Below are 15542 nucleotides of genomic sequence, written 5' to 3'. Positions count from 1 at the left end.
CCTCCAACTGGAGGTTTCGTGATATCGTCGCCTCAATCGCCGCTCCGAGTGAGGCCCGGGCATCCGCCCCTGCTGCGCCGATATGCTCCTGCTAATGTATGAGCATGAAGACCGAGCGGCTGCAGGTGCTCATCGACAGCGTGCAGCGCGCGCGCCTCGAGTCGACCGCCGCCGCTCGGGGCGTCTCGGTCGCCCACCTGGTTCGGACGGCGATCGACGTCGTCTATCCCCCTGATCAGACCCGGCGGGCCGCGGCGGCCGCCGCGATCCTGGAGGCTCCGCCGATGGATGTGCCGGAACCCGCGGAGCTTCGTGCCGAGCTCGACACACTGCGAGCCGGGCGGTGATCCTGCTCGACACCAGCGTCCTCGTCTACGCGGTCGGCGCGGACCACCCGCTGCAATCGCCGTGCCGCGCTCTCATCGCGGCGATCGGCGACGGCCGGGTGTCCGCGACCACGACGGTCGAGGTTCTGCAGGAGTTCGCGCACGTGCGGGCGCGCCGGCGCGGCCGTCAGGATGCTGCGGAGCTGACGGAGCGCTTCGCAGACCTGCTCGCCCCGCTCGTTCCCGTCGAGGCGGAGGACCTCGAACGCGGCATGGAGGTGTTCCGCCGCCACGAGAGTCTCGGCGCGTTCGATGCCGTGCTCGCCGCAACGGCGATGCGGCGCGAGCACATCACGGGGCTGGTGTCCGCCGACCGCGCGTTCGCCGACGTTGCGCGCCTCCGTCACCTCGATCCCGCGTCGAGCGACTTCGACGCCGAGCTCGGCATCCGCTGAACGGGCGCGCCGACATGACGCCCTCGCTCACTCCTCGGTGAGCATCCGGGCGGGGGTCAGCAGCTCGCTCTCGAGCCAGCGCGCGGCCGTCTCGACCGGCGGGAGTCGCGATTCCCGCGCTGTCGATGCGCCTCGCGCTGCCGGACGGGACGAGCGAGGCCGTCGACAGTACGCAGTACCGCGCGTATCAGACGGTGGCCGAGCAGTTCGGCGCGGGGCAGAACGGGCCGCTGCTCGTCGTCGCGCAGACCCCGGATGCCGTCGCGGAAGCCGACCAGCTGCGCACGCAGGTCGAGGTCGCCGCCGTCCTCGCGGAGCAGAGCGACGTCGTCGCGGTCGCGCCGGTCGGCGTCTCGGACGACGGCACGGTGTTCGCGTTCCAGGTGATCCCGCACGACGGTCCCGCGAGCGAGTCGACCGAGCAGCTCGTGCACACGCTGCCGGATCTGTCGCCGAAGCGCGCCTCGTGGTGCGCGACTATTGCGACAGCCTCGGGGTGCCCTACACCGAGACGAGCCTGTGGCGCTCGTACGCGATCGTCATCGACTACCTCAACCGCGTCGGCCTCGCCGCACGGGATCCCTTCGCCTGCCCCATGGTGTCGCAGTACCGCCGCGCCTGAGCCCGGCGGTCAGGCGTTTCGCTTGACGACCCTCATCAGCCAGGCGATGATCGCGACCAGCAGGATGACGAGGCCGATCCACAGCAGGAACTTCGCCGCTTCGACGAAGACGCCCAGCAGGATGAGCACGACGGCGACGATGAGGAGAATGATTGCGAGTCCCATACCGGGATTGTGCTCCTCGGTCGGCGGCGGTGTCTGGGGGTTGACAACCGTCCCGCGGCTCTGTCAGACCCTCACGCCCGGGCGCCTCCTCGGCGCGGCGCGGGTGCACGTCCCGCTAGCTCCCTGACTAACGGGCGGCGCCGGAGCCTGTCAACCCCCTCGCCGGTGCGCGCGGCGTGCCACTTGACTGTCAGCAACCATCACGAGAGCCGACAGGTGAGGTGCTGCAGCATGAAGGACATCCTGATCGACGGTCATCGCATCCTCACGACGGACGAGGTCGCCGATGCCGTGGTCGACTACGCGCGTGTGCTGCAGGACCACGGCAGAGTCGACGTCGTGCACTTCCCGAGCATCCACGACGGCGAGCTCTCCCGTTGCTCGATGCTGCTCGGCTCCGGGCTGCTCGCCGTCGTCGAGGCGCCCGTCGCGATCTCGGCGACCGTGCTCGGCGCCGACCGCGCGTGCGCGGAGATCGTCCGCCGTGCCGACGCGATGCGGTGACACCGACGCGCTACGGTGAAGGCGTGGGCAGATTGAGTTACGACGGTGCGGTGAAGGTCGACTTCGACGACAGGGTGCTCGCTCACCTGCAGGTGGTGATCAGCCAGAAGCTCCGCCGCGGCGAGCCGTTCCCGTTCACCTGGCGCAACGACCCCAGCCTGGGCGACGGTCGCACCACGGTGTGGCTGCACCCCCACGCGACGATCGTGTACAAGTACCACGGGAGCCGGCAGCCGGCTCTGAACCGGGCCTGGCTGGAAGCCCTGACGCACGCCGCGAACTCCACGAGCGGGCTGTACTTGGTTCCCGAGCCCGAGGGCCCGTACACCGGCGAGGTCCTCACCGGCTGACGTCCGCGGCAGGCACCGCCGCAGGCACGCCCATCTCGACCTGTCAATCCCCTCCCGCTCCCGCTGGTTCCGGGGGACGGTGGTGGAGAAGGCGGTGGCGACGATGACGCAGGTGGCGGATGACGGGGGTCTCCTCGATCTGCAGGCGATCGACACCGACGCCTGGCGGCTGTGCGACACCCGCGCGCCGGCAACGGATGCCTCGTACATCGTCGCGTACGTGGAGCGGGTGGACGACGGCTTCGAGGTCGTGTGGATGCGCGGCACCCAGCGTCGCTGCCGCATGGCCACGCTCGAGGAGTGCGCCGAGGCGGCGGCGCGACGGCTCGCCGAGGAGGACTCGTCAGGCGCGAGCCGCCCCATCCCGATCGCGCACTTCCCGCCGCGGCGCGGACTCTGACCCGGCGGATGCCGCGCCCTCCGATGCCGCGCCGTCGGACACCTCCGCGGCCGATGCGGGGACCTGCCGAGCCAGTGCGATGAGGTCCTCTCGGAGGTAGCGCGCGTAGCCGCCGTCGGTGCGCCCGAACGTGCGGCCGGAGGTCTGCACCCAGGCGGTGTCTGCGGCGACGCACACCGCGCCGGTCTGCCGCATCCGCTCCACGAGGTCCACATCCTCGTGCTCCGCGAGCGGCGCGTAGCCGCCCGCGGTGAGCAGCGCCGAGGCGCGCACGCCCAGGTTCGCGCCGTGCACGTGGCCGTTGGCGACGCCCGGCGTGTGCGTCGCCCACCACGCCGCGCACTGCTCGGCGCTGAGGTCGCGGAAGTCGGGACGCACCGTGCCGATCACGACGTCCGCCCCGGCATCGGCGAGCCGGAGCTGGTCGGTGAGCCAGTGCGGCGGGACGGTGGAGTCGGCATCCGTGTTCCCGATCCACAGCCGCGCCGGCGGGACGTCCGCGAACGTGGCCGTCAGCGCTTCGACCCCGGCGGCGCGGGCGCGCCCCACGTTGCACGCGTCCACCCGCACGATCTCCACGCCCGCGGCGCGCGCGATCTCCTCGGACCGGTCGCTGCAGGCGTCGAGCACGACCCAGATCCGCACGTCTCGCACGAGCGGGCGCGCCTCCTGCGCGGCGCGCGCAAGCGCGGCGAGGCAGGCGCCCAGCAGCTCCTCCTCGTCGTGCGCCGGCACGACCACGCCGATCGCCTCGATCGCGGTCACGAGGTGAGTCCCTCCGCCTCGGCGACCGACGGCGTCTCGCGCAGGGCGAAGACCTCGATGACGACGTCTTCGTCGAGATACCGGGACAGGCGCGTGCGGGCGCGGCGGGCGATCGCCGCGTGAACCGCGTCGCCCGACTGCGGCGCGTCGCCGACGGGATGCCGCCAGTGACAGGCCGCGATGAGGTCCGCGCCCGCCGCCTCGATCGCCTCCAGCACGATCTCCAGATCCGCGGCGCTCCAGTAGTAGCCGACCTCTGAGAGCACGACGAGGTCGCTGTGCCCCGGCGCGACGCCGGGCAGATCGGTCCGCGCGTCGGCGCGCACGACCTGCACGTGCGGCTGCGCCGCGACGCGCTCGGCGGTGCGGGCGACGGCCTCGGCGGCGACGTCGATCGCGACCACGGCGTCGCAGCGGGTGGCCAGCTCGGCGGTGAACTCGCCCACGCCGCACCCGATCTCCAGCGCGCGTGTGAACCGCTCGCGCGGCAGCATCGCGGCGAGGAGCGCCCGCTTGCGCCGTTCGTACCACCGCGTGCGCACGCCCCACGGGTCCGGGCGCGACCGGTAGCGACGCGTGAAGGTGTCGGTCGGGGTGGACGCGGCATCCGGCGGCGCGATGAACACCTCGAGGTCGCGGTCGAAGTGGGCCAGCATCCCGTCGTGGAGAGTCGGGGCGCCGCTCGAGTCGGGCTGGGTCTGCGAGCGGTGGCGGTCGCGGGCGCGTGTCTTCGCGGCGCGCGCCGCGGCGTCGAGCGGCAGGACGCGCCAGGATGCCGGGTCCACCTCGTCGGGGTCGGCCCAGTGCCACATCCAGACCGGGTAGCCGAGCACGCGCACCGCGTCGCCGGCCAGCCGCAGGGCGACCTCGCCGGCGACGCGGTGGTCGCGGTGTCCGTCGCCCCACCACGGTGCGACGAGTGTCGTGGCGGATGCGGCCGCGGCGTTGCGGGCGAGCGCGCGGCGGGTGGCACCGGGCGCGTCGCCGCCGTCCGCGACGATCGCGCGCAGGCGCTCGTGCAGCAGGTCGGCGTGCTCGCGCACCTCGCCGTCGGGAATGCCGAGGAGGTGCAGCTGTGCGCCGGGCGCGAGGTCGGCGACGGCGTCGACGACTTCGCGACGCCGGATGCGCGCGAGATGTGCGCGCGCGGCGTCGGTGGCATCGGCATCCGCCGCCTCACCGTCCGTCGCGACGACCACGACGATCTCGGCCCCACGGGCGGCCGCCGCCGCGATGAGCCCGCCGGCGCCCAGGGTCTCGTCGTCGGGGTGGGCGGCGAGGACCACGAGACGGCTGCCGTCGAGGTCGAACCTCGCGGCATCGCGCCACGGGCGAGCCCGCGCCCACCGCTCTTCTGCCGTGCCGGCCTCGCGATGGTCGAACGCGACGCTCACGAGGCCACCAGGCGGCCGAGCCGGGCGAGGTCGCGTTCGGCGTGGTGCTGGCGCAGGTAGATCTTGAGGTCCGACACGCGGCGCGCGTGCTCCTCGTCGACCGTGAGCGGGCCGGGACCGAGGGCGTGGCCGCTGCGCGTGACGATGCGCTCCACCGCCGCAGCCGTGACGGCGCGGACGCGCTCCGCCAGGATGCGCAGGTCGTCGCCGGTGTCATCGGCGCCGGAACCGGCGGCGTCTACGCGGCCGGCGGCGTCGAGCAGCGTCGCGCGGGCGCTCCACGACAGCGCGTCGGCCTCGCCGAGCAGCATCTGGGCGATCTGATCGGCGCCCTCGCGCGCCGCGCCCGCGCGCAACGCGGCCAGCAGGGGCAGCGCGCCGCCCCACCACACCGCAGCGACGCCCATCCCGCCCACCGCGAAGCCGGCGCGGCGAAGGTACCAGCCGTCATCGCCGACCGGCACGGCGGATGCCGCGCTGAAGTCGACCGGGGCGCTCACGATGCGGCTGAGACCGCGGGCGACCCACGGTCCGCGGTGCGGCGAGACCGCGGCATCCCGCATCGACACGGCGAACAGCCGGCGGTCGTGCTCTCCGGTCCACGCCGTGACGAGCGCGTGGCTGACGTCCTGCGCCAGGGAGCACCAGGGCTTCGTGCCCTCGAGCACCCAGCCGGACGGAGTCCGGCGCGCGGTGAGGCGCGCCGTGCCGCCCTCGGCCGCGTAGACGCCCCACGACGCGTCCTCATCCACGCCGATCGCGGCGAGGTCGACGGCGATGCCGTCGGCGCGCGCCTCGGCGAGGATCGCCAGCGCATCCAGGTGCGGCTCCAGCACGCGCGCTGCGCCCACGTCCAGGGCCGCCGCGGTAGCCAGCGCGCTCCACCGCTCCGCGGTCGCGGCGTCCGTCGCGGTCCGCGCCGGACCGGGGAGGGGGATGTGCGCGGCGGAGCGGACCGCCCAGTCGATCGTGGCGCCGAGGTGCGTGCCGAGCCCGATGACATCGCGCGCCGCGTCGGCGACCGCCCGCGCGGCGAATCCGGGGTCACCGCCCGCCAGATCGACGGCGTCGGCGACCCCCACCGAGGGGACGCTCACCGTTTCGCGGGCCGACGGTTCTCCGCGCTCACCATCCAGGCGAGCTGCTCGAGCTGCTCCAGCACCTCGTGCAGGAGGTCGGCGCTCGTCGGGTCCTCCTCGTCCACGGCATCGTGCACGTCACGCACGGTGCCCACCGCCGCCTCGAGGCGCTCGGTGATGAGGTCGATCGCCTCGGTGGTGTCGATCTCGCCCTGCGGGAACTCCGGCAGGGTCGTCGTCTGGGCGACGGTGTCGCTGCGACCGTCCGGCAGCGCGTGCAGCGCGCGCATGCGCTCTGCGATCGTGTCGCCGAGCTTGCGGGCGGCGTGCACGATCTCATCGAGCTGCAGGTGCGTGTCGCGGAAGTTCGTGCCGACGATGTTCCAATGCGCCTGCTTGCCCTGGATCTGCAGCTCGACGAGGTCGACGAGCACGGACTGCAGGTTCCGGCTCAGCTCCGGTGACGCGCGGAAGCCGCTCTCGGCGTTCTGCAGACCGGTCCGCTCGGCGCCGCTTCCCCCGCGGGCCGGGCGTCGCTTGTTGCCGGCCGTCGTGGTGCCGGTGGTCGTCTTCGCCGAGCTCTTGGTCGACGTGGCCGTCTTCGCCATGGGATCCTCCTCGTCGGCCGGACGGTGCCGGCCCCGATCCGAACCTACGGTCCGGGGCGGAGGGCGAAGAGGGGGTTGTCAGCGACGTGGCGCGGATGCTACTCCGGCGCTCAGTTGACCGTCACGGTCTGTGGCGCGTCGTCGGCAGCGTCGTCGGGCGCCGGCTCGATGTGCTCCGCGACCAGCGAGATCCCGCCCGAGGAGTTCGCCGACTGCGCGAGGTCTTCGATCCACTCGCGGCTGAGCTCCGCGGGCTCCGGATCGTCGAACACGAAGCGGATCGGGATCGAGGGGTGCAGCCAGATCGTGCTGCGACCCCGCGGCTCGCCCTCGGGGTGCTGCCACGAGACCGTGAAGCTCTCGCTGCGGCGCAGCTTGGTCGCGATGACGACTTTCAGATGCGCGAGCGCCCGGTCCTCGATATGGATTGGAGTCGCCGATCCGCCGTAATAGATGGTGCCCACAGGGCGAGTCTAAGCCTCCGTCGGGCGCATGGCCGATGGCGTCCGGCCGTGTCAAGGGGATGCCGGCGGGTCGGCGTCCGCCCTAGCATCTGGGCATGCCGGTGCCGAGGACCCTTCTGCGCGCGGTTGCGACGTGCGTCGCCGCGACCGCGGTGGCCGTCGCGCTGGCCGGGTGCGGCATCCGCATCCCCACCGACCCGGACGGGGCGCTCGACCGCATCACGGGAGGGCAGCTGCGCGTCGGCGCCTCGGCCAGCGAGGGCCTGGTGGCGCTCGAGGACGGGGCGGTGTCGGGACCGCTGCCCGACCTCGTCGCCGCGTTCGCCGACAGCCGTGACGCGACCGTCGTCTGGACGGTCGGCAGTGAGGAGGACCTCGTCGACGACCTCGAAGCCGGCACGCTCGACCTCGCGATCGGCGGGATGAGCGAGGAGACCCCCTGGGTGGACCGGGTGTCGGTGACGCGCGGGTTCGACGATCTGCCGGGCGTCGACGCCGGCGGCGTCGTGTTCCTGCTGCCGATGGGGGAGAACGGGTTGCAGGCGGCGCTGGAGACGTTCCTCGACGCGCAGAGCCGGACCGGGTCGGGGGCGCGACGATGAAGTCGATGGGGCGCACCGACCTGCCCCCCGCGCAGCAGGAGGCCCTGCAGAAGGCGATCCGGTGGGAGTGGTTCACGATCGGCTACACGTCGATCACGATCGTGCTCATCGCGTTCGTCGTCGGCGGGTCGCAGGCGATGAAGACGGCCTGGATCGAGGACATGCTGTCCCTCATCCCGCAGGTCGCGTTCCTCGTGTCGCTGCTGTTCATCCGGCATCCGCCGTCCCGGTCGTTCCCGTACGGGCTCCACCGCGTCATGGGCGTCGGGCACCTCGTGGCGGGCGTCGCGCTGCTTGCGATCGGGGGCAATCTCGCGGTCGAGTCGATCGGCGGACTGATCCGCCAGGAGCACCCGGCGATCGGCACGGTGCAGCTGTTCGGTCAGACGATCTGGCTCGGGTGGCTGATGGTGGCGGTGATGATCCTCGTCGTGCCGGGCCCCTTCTTCTACGGTCACGCGAAGGCGAAACTCGCGCCGAAGCTGCACAACAAGGTGCTGTACGCGGATGCCGACATGGCCAAGGCCGACTGGACCACGACGGTCGCCTCCGTCGTGGGGGTGCTCGGGATCGGGATGGGCCTGTGGTGGCTGGACGGGGCGGCAGCGCTGTTCATCTCGCTCGGGATCGTGCGGGACGGCTACAGGAACACCCGATCGGCAGTGCTCGACCTCATGGATCAGCGGGCGCGCACCCACGACGATGAGGAGCCGCATCCGCTGATGCGCCGGATCGTCCGCGACCTCGAGGCGCAGCCCTGGGTCCGGGAGGCGTCGGTGCGGATGCGCGACATGGGCCAGGTCTTCCACGTCGAGGCGTTCGTCGTGCCGCACCGCCGCCGCGTGCGGCTGGACAGCGTCGAGGGCGCTCGGCAGCGGATCGCGGGGCTGGACTGGAAGGTGCAGGACGTCGTCGTCATCCCGGTGGCGACGCTGCCGGACGAGACCGTCGGCTGACCGGCGCGTCGGAGACGACGGCCGTCAGACGAGGCGCGAGTGGTCGCCGAGCCGGTGCCAGGTGCGGTTGTGGTACACGAGCGCGTCGCCGTGCTCCCCGGCGGCGACGTCGCGTTCGAGCTGCGCCTGCAGCGCGTGCGCGGCGATGACGGTGGAGCCCCCGGCATCCATCCGCCCGATGACGGCGCAGCGCACCCACGCCCGTACGTCGTTGTAGACCGGCTCGCCGGTGACCAAGCGCGACCAGCGATGCGTCTCCGCGAACCGGTCGACGCCGCTCGTGGCGCCGAGCTGCGCGATCTCGAGATCGTGCGCGTCGAGCAGGTGCACCACGACGGTCTCGGCGCGGGAGAGGACGTCGGATGCCGAGGACAGCGCCGACACGGAGAAGATCAACAGCGGCGGCTCCGCGCTCACGCTCGCAACGCTCGTCGCGGTGAGGGCCACCGGGCCGTCGCCCGCGTCGGCGGTGATGACCGCGACGCCGCCGGGGTGCCCGCGGAAGACCGCTTTGAACTCCGCCGCCGACAGCGACGACGCGAACCGGTGATCGGGGGCACCGAGGTGCGGGGCGGGGGCGGCGGACGACGCGGCGGTGACGTGCTGACTCATGGCATTCGACGGTAACGACCGGGACGCTCCGAGTGTTCCCGTGTGTGGCTGTGTGACCTTCCGTGACGGAATGTGACGCGCGGGTGACCGACTGTTGCACGGCGCGTTCTGCCGGCGGGCGGTGCTCGTCACGATGGAAACTGCAGGCGGCGGCGCAGCGCTGGGGCCTGAACGACGGCGACCGGGTCGTGGTCTACGACGACAACGAAGGGGTCCCCGCCGCGAGCGCCTGGTGGCTGCTGCGCCGGCACGGCGTCGACGTGCGCGTGCTCGACGGGGGCCTGCGCGCGTGGGTGCGCGCGGGGTTCCGGCTGCAGCGCTCCGACGCGGCACCGCGGCGTGGTCAGATCAGCCTGACGGATGCCGCCGGCGCAGACGTCGCGTCGATCGATGATGCCGCCACCGCGCCGCAGCGCGGCGTGCTCATCGACGCGCGCGCCGCAGCACTATCGCGGGACGGTGCCGGGATCTCGCTGCTGCTGATCCAGTCCTCCCCGCTGCGCGAAGAACTCGAGCGCATCGCCGCACAGGTGTTCCCCCTCGTGCCCGGCCACGCCGGAGCGCTGGTCGGCGCCTGACCGCGGCGCGCGCCGAGATGTTACGGCCCGGACGTAACACTCACCGGCATCCGCGCCTGCCGGGTTACCGTTGTCGCGTGTCCCTGACCTGTCGCTGTTGTCGCTGAGCCTCCCCGGCTCTCCTCGACGGCCCCGACAGCCCGCCGCACGTCTGCGCGCTCTGCGCCCGCGGCCACACCCCAGGACCCTCCATGCGCTACGCATCGCACATCGCCGACCTCGCCGGCAACACGCCCCTCGTCCGCCTCAACGCCGTGACGGCGGGAGACCCCGGCATCCGCGCCACCGTGCTCGCCAAGGTCGAGTACCTGAACCCCGGCGGCTCCGCGAAGGACCGCATCGCCTCGCGGATCATCGAAGCCGCCGAGGCGTCGGGCGAACTCCGCCCCGGCGGCGCCATCGTCGAGCCGACGAGCGGGAACACCGGCGTCGGGCTCGCGCTCGTCGCACTGCAGCGCGGCTACCGCATGGTGTTCGTCGTGCCCGACAAGTTCGCCGGAGAGAAGGTCGCGGTGCTGAAGGCCTACGGCGCCGAGGTCGTCATGACGCCGACGAACGTGCCGCCGGAGCATCCGGACTCGTACTACAGCGTGTCCGATCGGCTGGCGCGCGAGATCCCCGGGGCGTTCAAGCCGAATCAGTTCGCCAACCTCAACGGCCCCCGCGCTCACTACGAGACGACGGGGCCGGAGATCTGGCGCGACACCGACGGGCGGGTGACGCACGTCGTCGCCGGCATCGGCACGGGCGGCACGATCAGCGGCACCGGCCGCTTCCTCAAAGAGGCGACGGCGGGCGAGATCGTCGTCGTCGGGGCCGACCCGGAGGGCTCGATCTACTCCGGCGGGCCCATCCACGGCTATGCCGTCGAGGGCGTCGGCGAGGACTTCTATCCGGCCACCTTCGCCCCGGGCGTCGTCGACCGCTACGAGCGGGTGTCGGATGCCGAGAGCTTCGCCATGACGCGCCGACTCGCCCGTGAGGAGGGGCTCCTCGTCGGCGGCTCCTCTGGCATGGCGGTCGTCGCCGCTCTCCGCACCGCGCGGGGGCTGCCCGAAGACGCCGTCGTCGTCGTGGTGCTGCCCGACCACGGCCGCGGCTACCTCAGCAAGCTGTACGACGACGCGTGGCTGGAGGCTCGCGGCTTCGCGACGCGCACCGACACCGAGATCCCCACGACAGGAGCACACCGATGACCACCGACGCCGCCCGCGGGTTCGCGAGCCTCGCCGTCCACGCCGGCCAGGCGGCCGACGCAGCGACCGGGGCGGTCATCCCGCCCGTCCACTTCTCCACGACATATGCCCAGGACGGCATCGGCGGCCTGCGGCAGGGATACGAGTATGGGCGCAGCGGCAACCCGACGCGCACCGCCCTGCAGGAACAGCTCGCCGCGATCGAGGGCGGATCGCACGCCTTCTCGTTCGCGTCGGGACTCGCCGCCGAAGACACGCTGCTGCGTGCGGCGCTGTCGCCCGGCGACGACGTGCTGCTCGGCAACGACGTCTACGGGGGCACCTACCGGCTGCTCTCGCGCGTGCTCGGACCGTGGGGCGTGCGCCTGCGCACCGTCGACATGAGCGATGCGGATGCCGTCCGCGCCGCTGTCTCGGAGCGCGGACCGCGGCTGGTGTGGGTGGAGACCCCGTCGAACCCGCTGCTGCGCGTCACCGACATCGCCGGTCTTGCCGCCCTCGGCCGCGAGGCGGGGGCGCTCGTCGTCGTCGACAACACCTTCGCCACCCCTGCCCTGCAGCAGCCGCTCGCCCTCGGCGCCGACGTCGTCGTGCACTCCACGACCAAGTACCTCGGGGGCCATTCCGATGTCGTCGGCGGGGCGCTCGTCCTCTCCGACGCGCACCGCGGCGGTCCGCTCGCCGACGAGATCGGCTTCCTGCAGTACGCGGTGGGCGCGGTGTCGGGTCCGCTCGACGCGTGGCTCACGACCCGCGGGATCAAGACGCTGGCCGTGCGCATGCAGCGGCACAGCGAGAACGCGGCATCCGTCGCCGCATTCCTGCAGGGGCATGAACGAGTCGCGCGGGTGTACTACCCCGGTCTGGCGGATCACCCCGGGCACGATCTCGCCGCCCGGCAGATGTCGGGGTTCGGCGGGATCGTGTCGGTCGCGCTGGAGTCCCAGGAGGCCGCCCGCCGGTTCGCGGAGTCGACCCAGCTGTTCCAGCTCGCGGAGTCGCTCGGCGGGGTGGAATCGCTCGTGAACTACCCCGACGCCATGACCCACGCCTCGGTGCGCGGCACCGACGCCGCCGTCCCTGTCGAGGTCGTGCGCCTGTCGGTCGGCATCGAGGACATCGCCGACCTGCTGGACGACCTCGCGCAGGCCCTCGCCGCCTGAGCGGCGGGCGCAGGAGCGGCCGACCGCACCGAGCGGCCGGTGCCTGAGCGGCCGGTGCCTGAGCGGCCGGCCCGGTGCCTCTGCGGCGCCCGCACCGTGCGTAATTCAGTCTCCGGCGTTGGCAGCGCTTCGTCGGACGGCGTGATTCCGGGAGGGCGACGCCATCCGTCACCCGTGCAGACTGAATTGTGACCCGGCGACGGGCGCGCGCCGCATACGCACCCACTCGATAGCGTGAGAGCATGAGCGACACGGCGCGATGGGCGGTTCTCGGGGCGGGCGGGATCAGCGGCGACTTCCTCCGCGCGCTGCCGCACGCCCGGCTCGGCGCACTCCACGCCGTGGGGGCGCGGGATGCCGCGCGGGCGCGGGCGTTCGCCGACGAGTTCGGCGGTGCGGTCGCCGGCACGTACGAGGAGATCCTCGGCCGTGACGACGTCGACGCTGTCTACATCGGCACGGTGCACACCTCGCACCGCGAGCTCGCTATCGCCGCGCTCGCGGCGGGCAAGGCCGTGCTGTGCGAGAAGCCGCTGGGGATCTCCGTCGCCGAGACCGAGGAGATCCTCGCCGCCGCGGACGCAGCCGGGCTGCCGCTCGTCGAGGCCTTCAAGTACCGGTTCGGCCCGTTCCCGGACCGGGTGCGCGAACTCGTCAGCAGCGGCGCCCTCGGCGAGATCACCGAGGTCGAAACGGCGATCGGATTCGCCGCGGACCGTGGCATCCGGCGCCTGTTCGATCCGGCACTGGCCGGCGGCGCGCTGCTCGACGCGGGCTGCTATCCGGTGTCGCTCGCCGTCGGCGTCGCCGCGTGGGCGGGCCGCCTCGACGCGCCGGCGATCGTGTCGGCCGACGGGGTCATCGGCACGACCGGCGTCGACGAGGACGCCACCGCAGTGTTCGACCTCGGCGGCATCCGCGCCCGAGTCTCCACGTCGATCATCCGCACTCTGCCCCGTGCCGCGACGATCCGCGGCACGCGCGGGGAGCTCGAGATCCCGAACGTGTGGGGCAGCCGCGTGGAGTCGACGGCGACCGCCGTGCTGCACCGCGAAGACGGCACGCGCGAGGAGGTCGCAACGGGCACGGTCAGCCCCATGGCCGCCGAAGCGGATGCCACGATCGCGGCCTTGCGCGAGGGCCGCACCGAGGCGCCGGAGATGCCCTGGCGGGAGACCCTCGCGACGGCGCGCCTGCTGGCCGAGTGGCGGTCTGTGCTCTGACGATGCAGCGTCAGCTCAGGGCGTCGGCGGGCTCCGGACGGTGCACGCCCCGCGGGCGGTAGCCCAGCGCGTCGGCGAGCCCGAGCAGGTCGGCGAGATACCAGGTGATCGCGAGCCACATCTCGGTGCCCTGCAGTCCGGGCTCGTCGCCCGGGCCGAATGCGACGCCGGCGCCGTCCTGCCACCGTTCGAGCGCGGCGTGCAGGAGCGTCCGTGCGACGGCGGAGACCTCGGCCGAGCGGTGTCCCGTTGCCCGAGTGAGCCACAGCGGATGCGCCACGTCGAGCACGTTGCAGGCATCCAGCCGCTCCGACGCGAAGAAACGCTCGTCGGTGGCGTGTGCGAGCACCGTGTCGATGACGCGTTCGGGATGGCTCACCGGCACGCCGAACTGCGCGAACGTGCCGCGGGATGCCCGGTAGAAACCGTTCACCGGCAGCAGCATCCCCGTCTCGGGCGCGGGCGATCCCCACACGCCCGTCGACGGATCGACGTTCGTGACGAGCCAGCCGAACAGCGCCTCCGCATACCCCGCGGGGACCGGCGCGCCGGCCTGGCGCGACCACAGCAGCGCGGTGCCGAAGGAGTCGACCCAGTGGCCCGCGTGCCAGGCGTCGGCCTCCCACGGGGGCTACAACTACCGCGGACACGTCCCCGACGGGGGTCGACCCCACCGCGAACGACTCGGAGTGCCCCGACGTCTTCGTGAAAACGCCCACCACGCTCGCCGGTCCCGATGACGCGGTCTTGCTGCCGACCGGGGCGACGGATGCCGACTACGAGGGCGAGCTCGCGATCGTCATCGGTCGCCGCGCACTCGAGGATGCCCTCGCGCACGTTGGCGGGTACACGATCCTCAACGACGTGTCCGACCGGGCGTGGCAGCGCCGGCAGAGCCAGTGGGCGCTCGGCAAGTGCTCCGACGGTTCGCACCGCTCGGCCCGTGGATCACCACGGCCGACGCCGCCCCCGACCCGCGGACGTGCTCGTCGAGGTCGTCCGCGACGGTGTCGCCACGGTGTCGCAGTCGACGTCGCCGGCGATGCCTTGGCCGGCGGATACCTCGCCCCCCGCCTGTCGGGTGCGCCCTTCGCCGCGCGCGTGAAGTCCGGCCACGACCGCGCGGGGTTGACGCTCGCCACGACGGCGGACTTTCCCAGTCCGGCGGCCGCCGGCGCGACCGTCGGCGGCCCGACCGTTCCCGCCCCGACAGAAAGCTGATCTCGTCACCGTCGCAACCGATCTCCCCTCGACCGATGCGTTCTTCGCGCGGACCTTCGCGATCGCGGTATCGGGCGCGTGACGCGGGCGGACCCGGCACGCGCTACTGAAAGCGGCACGCGCTGCTGAAAGAAACGAGCGCGGATGCTGATTTCGATAGCGGGACGCGTCGCGCGGGCGACGCCGCCGGCGCGCCCGAAACGCGGCGTCGCACAGCGCGCGGGCGCGTTACACCGCGCGGACGGGGCCGGTGTGCGTCCCGTGCGGGCCGTGCAGCTCGTGATGGAGCCGCTCCATGCGCGCGTCGAGCAGGGCGGCCGAGTCCGCGGCATCCTTCAGCTCGGCCACGAGGCCCTCGGGCACCGCGCCGGCGTACTTGTAGTAGATCTTGTGCTCGAGGCTCGCCCAGAAGTCCATGGCGATCGTGCGGAACTGCACCTCGACCGGCACCTCCACGCGCCCCGACGACAGGAACACCGGCACCTCGACGATGACGTGCAGGCTCTTGTAGCCGTTGGCCTTGGGGGCGGCGATGTAGTCCTTCACCTCGCGTACGGTGATGTCGTCCTGCTGGGTGAGCAGGTCGAACAGGCGGTAGGCGTCGTTCGTGAAGCTCGTCGTCACGCGCACGCCGGCGATGTCCATGATCCCGGCGCGGATGCCGTCGAACGTGGGCTCCACGCCCTTGCGCACGACCTTGTCGACGAGGCTGTCAGCCGTCTTCACGCGGCTGGAGACGTGCTCGATCGGGTTGTAGTCGTGCATGAGCTGGAACTCATCGCGGAGAATGCCGAGCTTGGTCTCGACCTCGCGCAGCCCGAACTGGTACTCCAGCAGGAAGCGCTGGAACTCGTCGCGC

Annotated in this window: 22 protein-coding genes and 1 pseudogene; 13 read left to right on the top strand and 10 right to left on the bottom strand. The window is 72.6% G+C overall.

Annotation, left to right across the window (positions count from 1 at the left end; genetic code table 11):
• Positions 1-104 precede the first annotated feature (104 nt).
• On the top strand, positions 105-347 hold the full coding sequence (locus ACPYN4_RS06550; protein ID WP_424445941.1) for a hypothetical protein: 243 nt from the start codon (positions 105-107) through the stop codon (positions 345-347).
• Positions 344-781, top strand: coding sequence for a type II toxin-antitoxin system VapC family toxin (locus ACPYN4_RS06545; protein WP_239281553.1), 438 nt, complete (start codon positions 344-346; stop codon positions 779-781). Before ACPYN4_RS06550 ends, ACPYN4_RS06545 begins: the two co-directional genes overlap by 4 nt.
• 56 nt (positions 782-837) lie before the next feature.
• Here the strand turns inward: ACPYN4_RS06545 and ACPYN4_RS06540 are convergent, their stop codons facing one another.
• Entirely contained in the window at positions 838-1215 is a 378-nt protein-coding gene (locus tag ACPYN4_RS06540; RefSeq protein WP_239281576.1) for a hypothetical protein, read from the bottom strand.
• Positions 1216-1229: 14 nt separating this feature from the next.
• Between ACPYN4_RS06540 and ACPYN4_RS06535 the strand changes: the two are divergent.
• Positions 1230-1403, top strand: a pseudogene (locus tag ACPYN4_RS06535) (acyl-CoA desaturase); the annotation flags it as partial.
• A gap of 9 nt (positions 1404-1412) precedes the next feature.
• Here ACPYN4_RS06535 and ACPYN4_RS06530 read toward each other — a convergent pair.
• Positions 1413-1568, bottom strand: coding sequence for a hypothetical protein (locus ACPYN4_RS06530; RefSeq protein ID WP_239281551.1), 156 nt, complete (start codon positions 1566-1568; stop codon positions 1413-1415).
• A gap of 231 nt (positions 1569-1799) precedes the next feature.
• Between ACPYN4_RS06530 and ACPYN4_RS06525 the strand changes: the two genes are divergently transcribed.
• The 3 genes from ACPYN4_RS06525 to ACPYN4_RS06515 all read left to right on the top strand — a co-directional run bounded on the left by ACPYN4_RS06525 (position 1800) and on the right by ACPYN4_RS06515 (position 2822).
• Positions 1800-2072, top strand: coding sequence for a hypothetical protein (locus tag ACPYN4_RS06525; protein WP_239281550.1), 273 nt, complete (start codon positions 1800-1802; stop codon positions 2070-2072).
• Between the two features lie 23 nt (positions 2073-2095).
• Positions 2096-2422, top strand: coding sequence for an ATP-dependent DNA ligase (locus ACPYN4_RS06520; RefSeq protein WP_239281549.1), 327 nt, complete (start codon positions 2096-2098; stop codon positions 2420-2422).
• 79 nt (positions 2423-2501) lie between these two features.
• Complete coding sequence (locus ACPYN4_RS06515) at positions 2502-2822, top strand: hypothetical protein (RefSeq protein WP_424445940.1); 321 nt, start codon at positions 2502-2504, stop codon at positions 2820-2822.
• On the opposite strand, the gene ACPYN4_RS06510 is transcribed toward ACPYN4_RS06515, so the two are convergent.
• From ACPYN4_RS06510 to ACPYN4_RS06490, 5 genes are all read right to left on the bottom strand, one after another.
• Positions 2766-3587, bottom strand: coding sequence for a glycosyltransferase (locus ACPYN4_RS06510; RefSeq protein ID WP_239281548.1), 822 nt, complete (start codon positions 3585-3587; stop codon positions 2766-2768). The genes ACPYN4_RS06515 and ACPYN4_RS06510 overlap by 57 nt on opposite strands.
• On the bottom strand, positions 3584-4981 hold the full coding sequence (locus ACPYN4_RS06505) for a PIG-L family deacetylase (protein WP_239281547.1): 1398 nt from the start codon (positions 4979-4981) through the stop codon (positions 3584-3586). The genes ACPYN4_RS06510 and ACPYN4_RS06505 overlap by 4 nt, the downstream gene beginning before the upstream one ends.
• On the bottom strand, positions 4978-6078 hold the full coding sequence (locus tag ACPYN4_RS06500) for an acyl-CoA dehydrogenase (RefSeq protein WP_424445939.1): 1101 nt from the start codon (positions 6076-6078) through the stop codon (positions 4978-4980). Before ACPYN4_RS06500 ends, ACPYN4_RS06505 begins: the two co-directional genes overlap by 4 nt.
• A complete protein-coding gene (locus ACPYN4_RS06495) occupies positions 6075-6668 on the bottom strand; it encodes a Dps family protein (RefSeq protein ID WP_239281545.1) in 594 nt (197 codons plus the stop codon). Before ACPYN4_RS06495 ends, ACPYN4_RS06500 begins: the two co-directional genes overlap by 4 nt.
• 110 nt (positions 6669-6778) lie before the next feature.
• A complete protein-coding gene (locus tag ACPYN4_RS06490; RefSeq protein ID WP_076689346.1) occupies positions 6779-7132 on the bottom strand; it encodes a hypothetical protein in 354 nt (117 codons plus the stop codon).
• A gap of 95 nt (positions 7133-7227) precedes the next feature.
• Between ACPYN4_RS06490 and ACPYN4_RS06485 the strand changes: the two genes are divergently transcribed.
• Together ACPYN4_RS06485 and ACPYN4_RS06480 are read left to right on the top strand one after the other, a co-directional pair.
• Positions 7228-7734: a hypothetical protein gene (locus tag ACPYN4_RS06485; protein ID WP_239281544.1), complete on the top strand. Its 507-nt coding sequence runs from the start codon at positions 7228-7230 to the stop codon at positions 7732-7734.
• A complete protein-coding gene (locus tag ACPYN4_RS06480) occupies positions 7731-8690 on the top strand; it encodes a cation diffusion facilitator family transporter (protein WP_239281543.1) in 960 nt (319 codons plus the stop codon). The genes ACPYN4_RS06485 and ACPYN4_RS06480 overlap by 4 nt, the downstream gene beginning before the upstream one ends.
• Before the next feature lie 24 nt (positions 8691-8714).
• Here the strand turns inward: ACPYN4_RS06480 and ACPYN4_RS06475 are convergent, their stop codons facing one another.
• Positions 8715-9302 carry a flavin reductase family protein gene (locus tag ACPYN4_RS06475; RefSeq protein ID WP_239281542.1) on the bottom strand — a complete coding sequence of 196 codons (588 nt, stop codon included), beginning with the start codon at positions 9300-9302 and terminating at the stop codon, positions 8715-8717.
• 83 nt (positions 9303-9385) lie between these two features.
• Between ACPYN4_RS06475 and ACPYN4_RS06470 the strand changes: the two genes are divergently transcribed.
• The 4 genes from ACPYN4_RS06470 to ACPYN4_RS06455 all read left to right on the top strand — a co-directional run bounded on the left by ACPYN4_RS06470 (position 9386) and on the right by ACPYN4_RS06455 (position 13462).
• On the top strand, positions 9386-9880 hold the full coding sequence (locus tag ACPYN4_RS06470; RefSeq protein ID WP_239281540.1) for a sulfurtransferase: 495 nt from the start codon (positions 9386-9388) through the stop codon (positions 9878-9880).
• A 191-nt stretch (positions 9881-10071) separates the two neighbouring features.
• Complete coding sequence (locus ACPYN4_RS06465; RefSeq protein WP_239281539.1) at positions 10072-11076, top strand: pyridoxal-phosphate dependent enzyme; 1005 nt, start codon at positions 10072-10074, stop codon at positions 11074-11076.
• Positions 11073-12239, top strand: coding sequence for a cystathionine gamma-synthase (locus ACPYN4_RS06460; RefSeq protein ID WP_281653548.1), 1167 nt, complete (start codon positions 11073-11075; stop codon positions 12237-12239). Before ACPYN4_RS06465 ends, ACPYN4_RS06460 begins: the two co-directional genes overlap by 4 nt.
• A 242-nt stretch (positions 12240-12481) precedes the next feature.
• Entirely contained in the window at positions 12482-13462 is a 981-nt protein-coding gene (locus ACPYN4_RS06455; protein ID WP_281653547.1) for a Gfo/Idh/MocA family protein, read from the top strand.
• A gap of 10 nt (positions 13463-13472) precedes the next feature.
• Here ACPYN4_RS06455 and ACPYN4_RS06450 read toward each other — a convergent pair whose 3' ends face one another.
• Positions 13473-13895 carry a hypothetical protein gene (locus ACPYN4_RS06450; protein WP_239281536.1) on the bottom strand — a complete coding sequence of 141 codons (423 nt, stop codon included), beginning with the start codon at positions 13893-13895 and terminating at the stop codon, positions 13473-13475.
• A gap of 272 nt (positions 13896-14167) precedes the next feature.
• On the opposite strand from ACPYN4_RS06450, the gene ACPYN4_RS06445 reads away from it, so the two are divergent.
• Positions 14168-14683 (top strand): fumarylacetoacetate hydrolase family protein, encoded by a 516-nt coding sequence (locus ACPYN4_RS06445; protein WP_239281535.1) that lies wholly within the window; start codon positions 14168-14170, stop codon positions 14681-14683.
• A gap of 228 nt (positions 14684-14911) precedes the next feature.
• Here the strand turns inward: ACPYN4_RS06445 and ACPYN4_RS06440 are convergent.
• Positions 14912-15542, bottom strand: a 631-nt coding sequence (locus tag ACPYN4_RS06440; protein WP_424445938.1) for a GTP pyrophosphokinase, incomplete at its 5' end; no start/stop codon positions are given.

Origin of the sequence: Microbacterium sp. CH-015 (genome assembly GCF_049707015.1) — a bacterium.
GTDB lineage: Bacteria > Actinomycetota > Actinomycetes > Actinomycetales > Microbacteriaceae > Microbacterium > Microbacterium aurum.
This window is presented reverse-complemented; position numbering and strand designations above follow the sequence as displayed.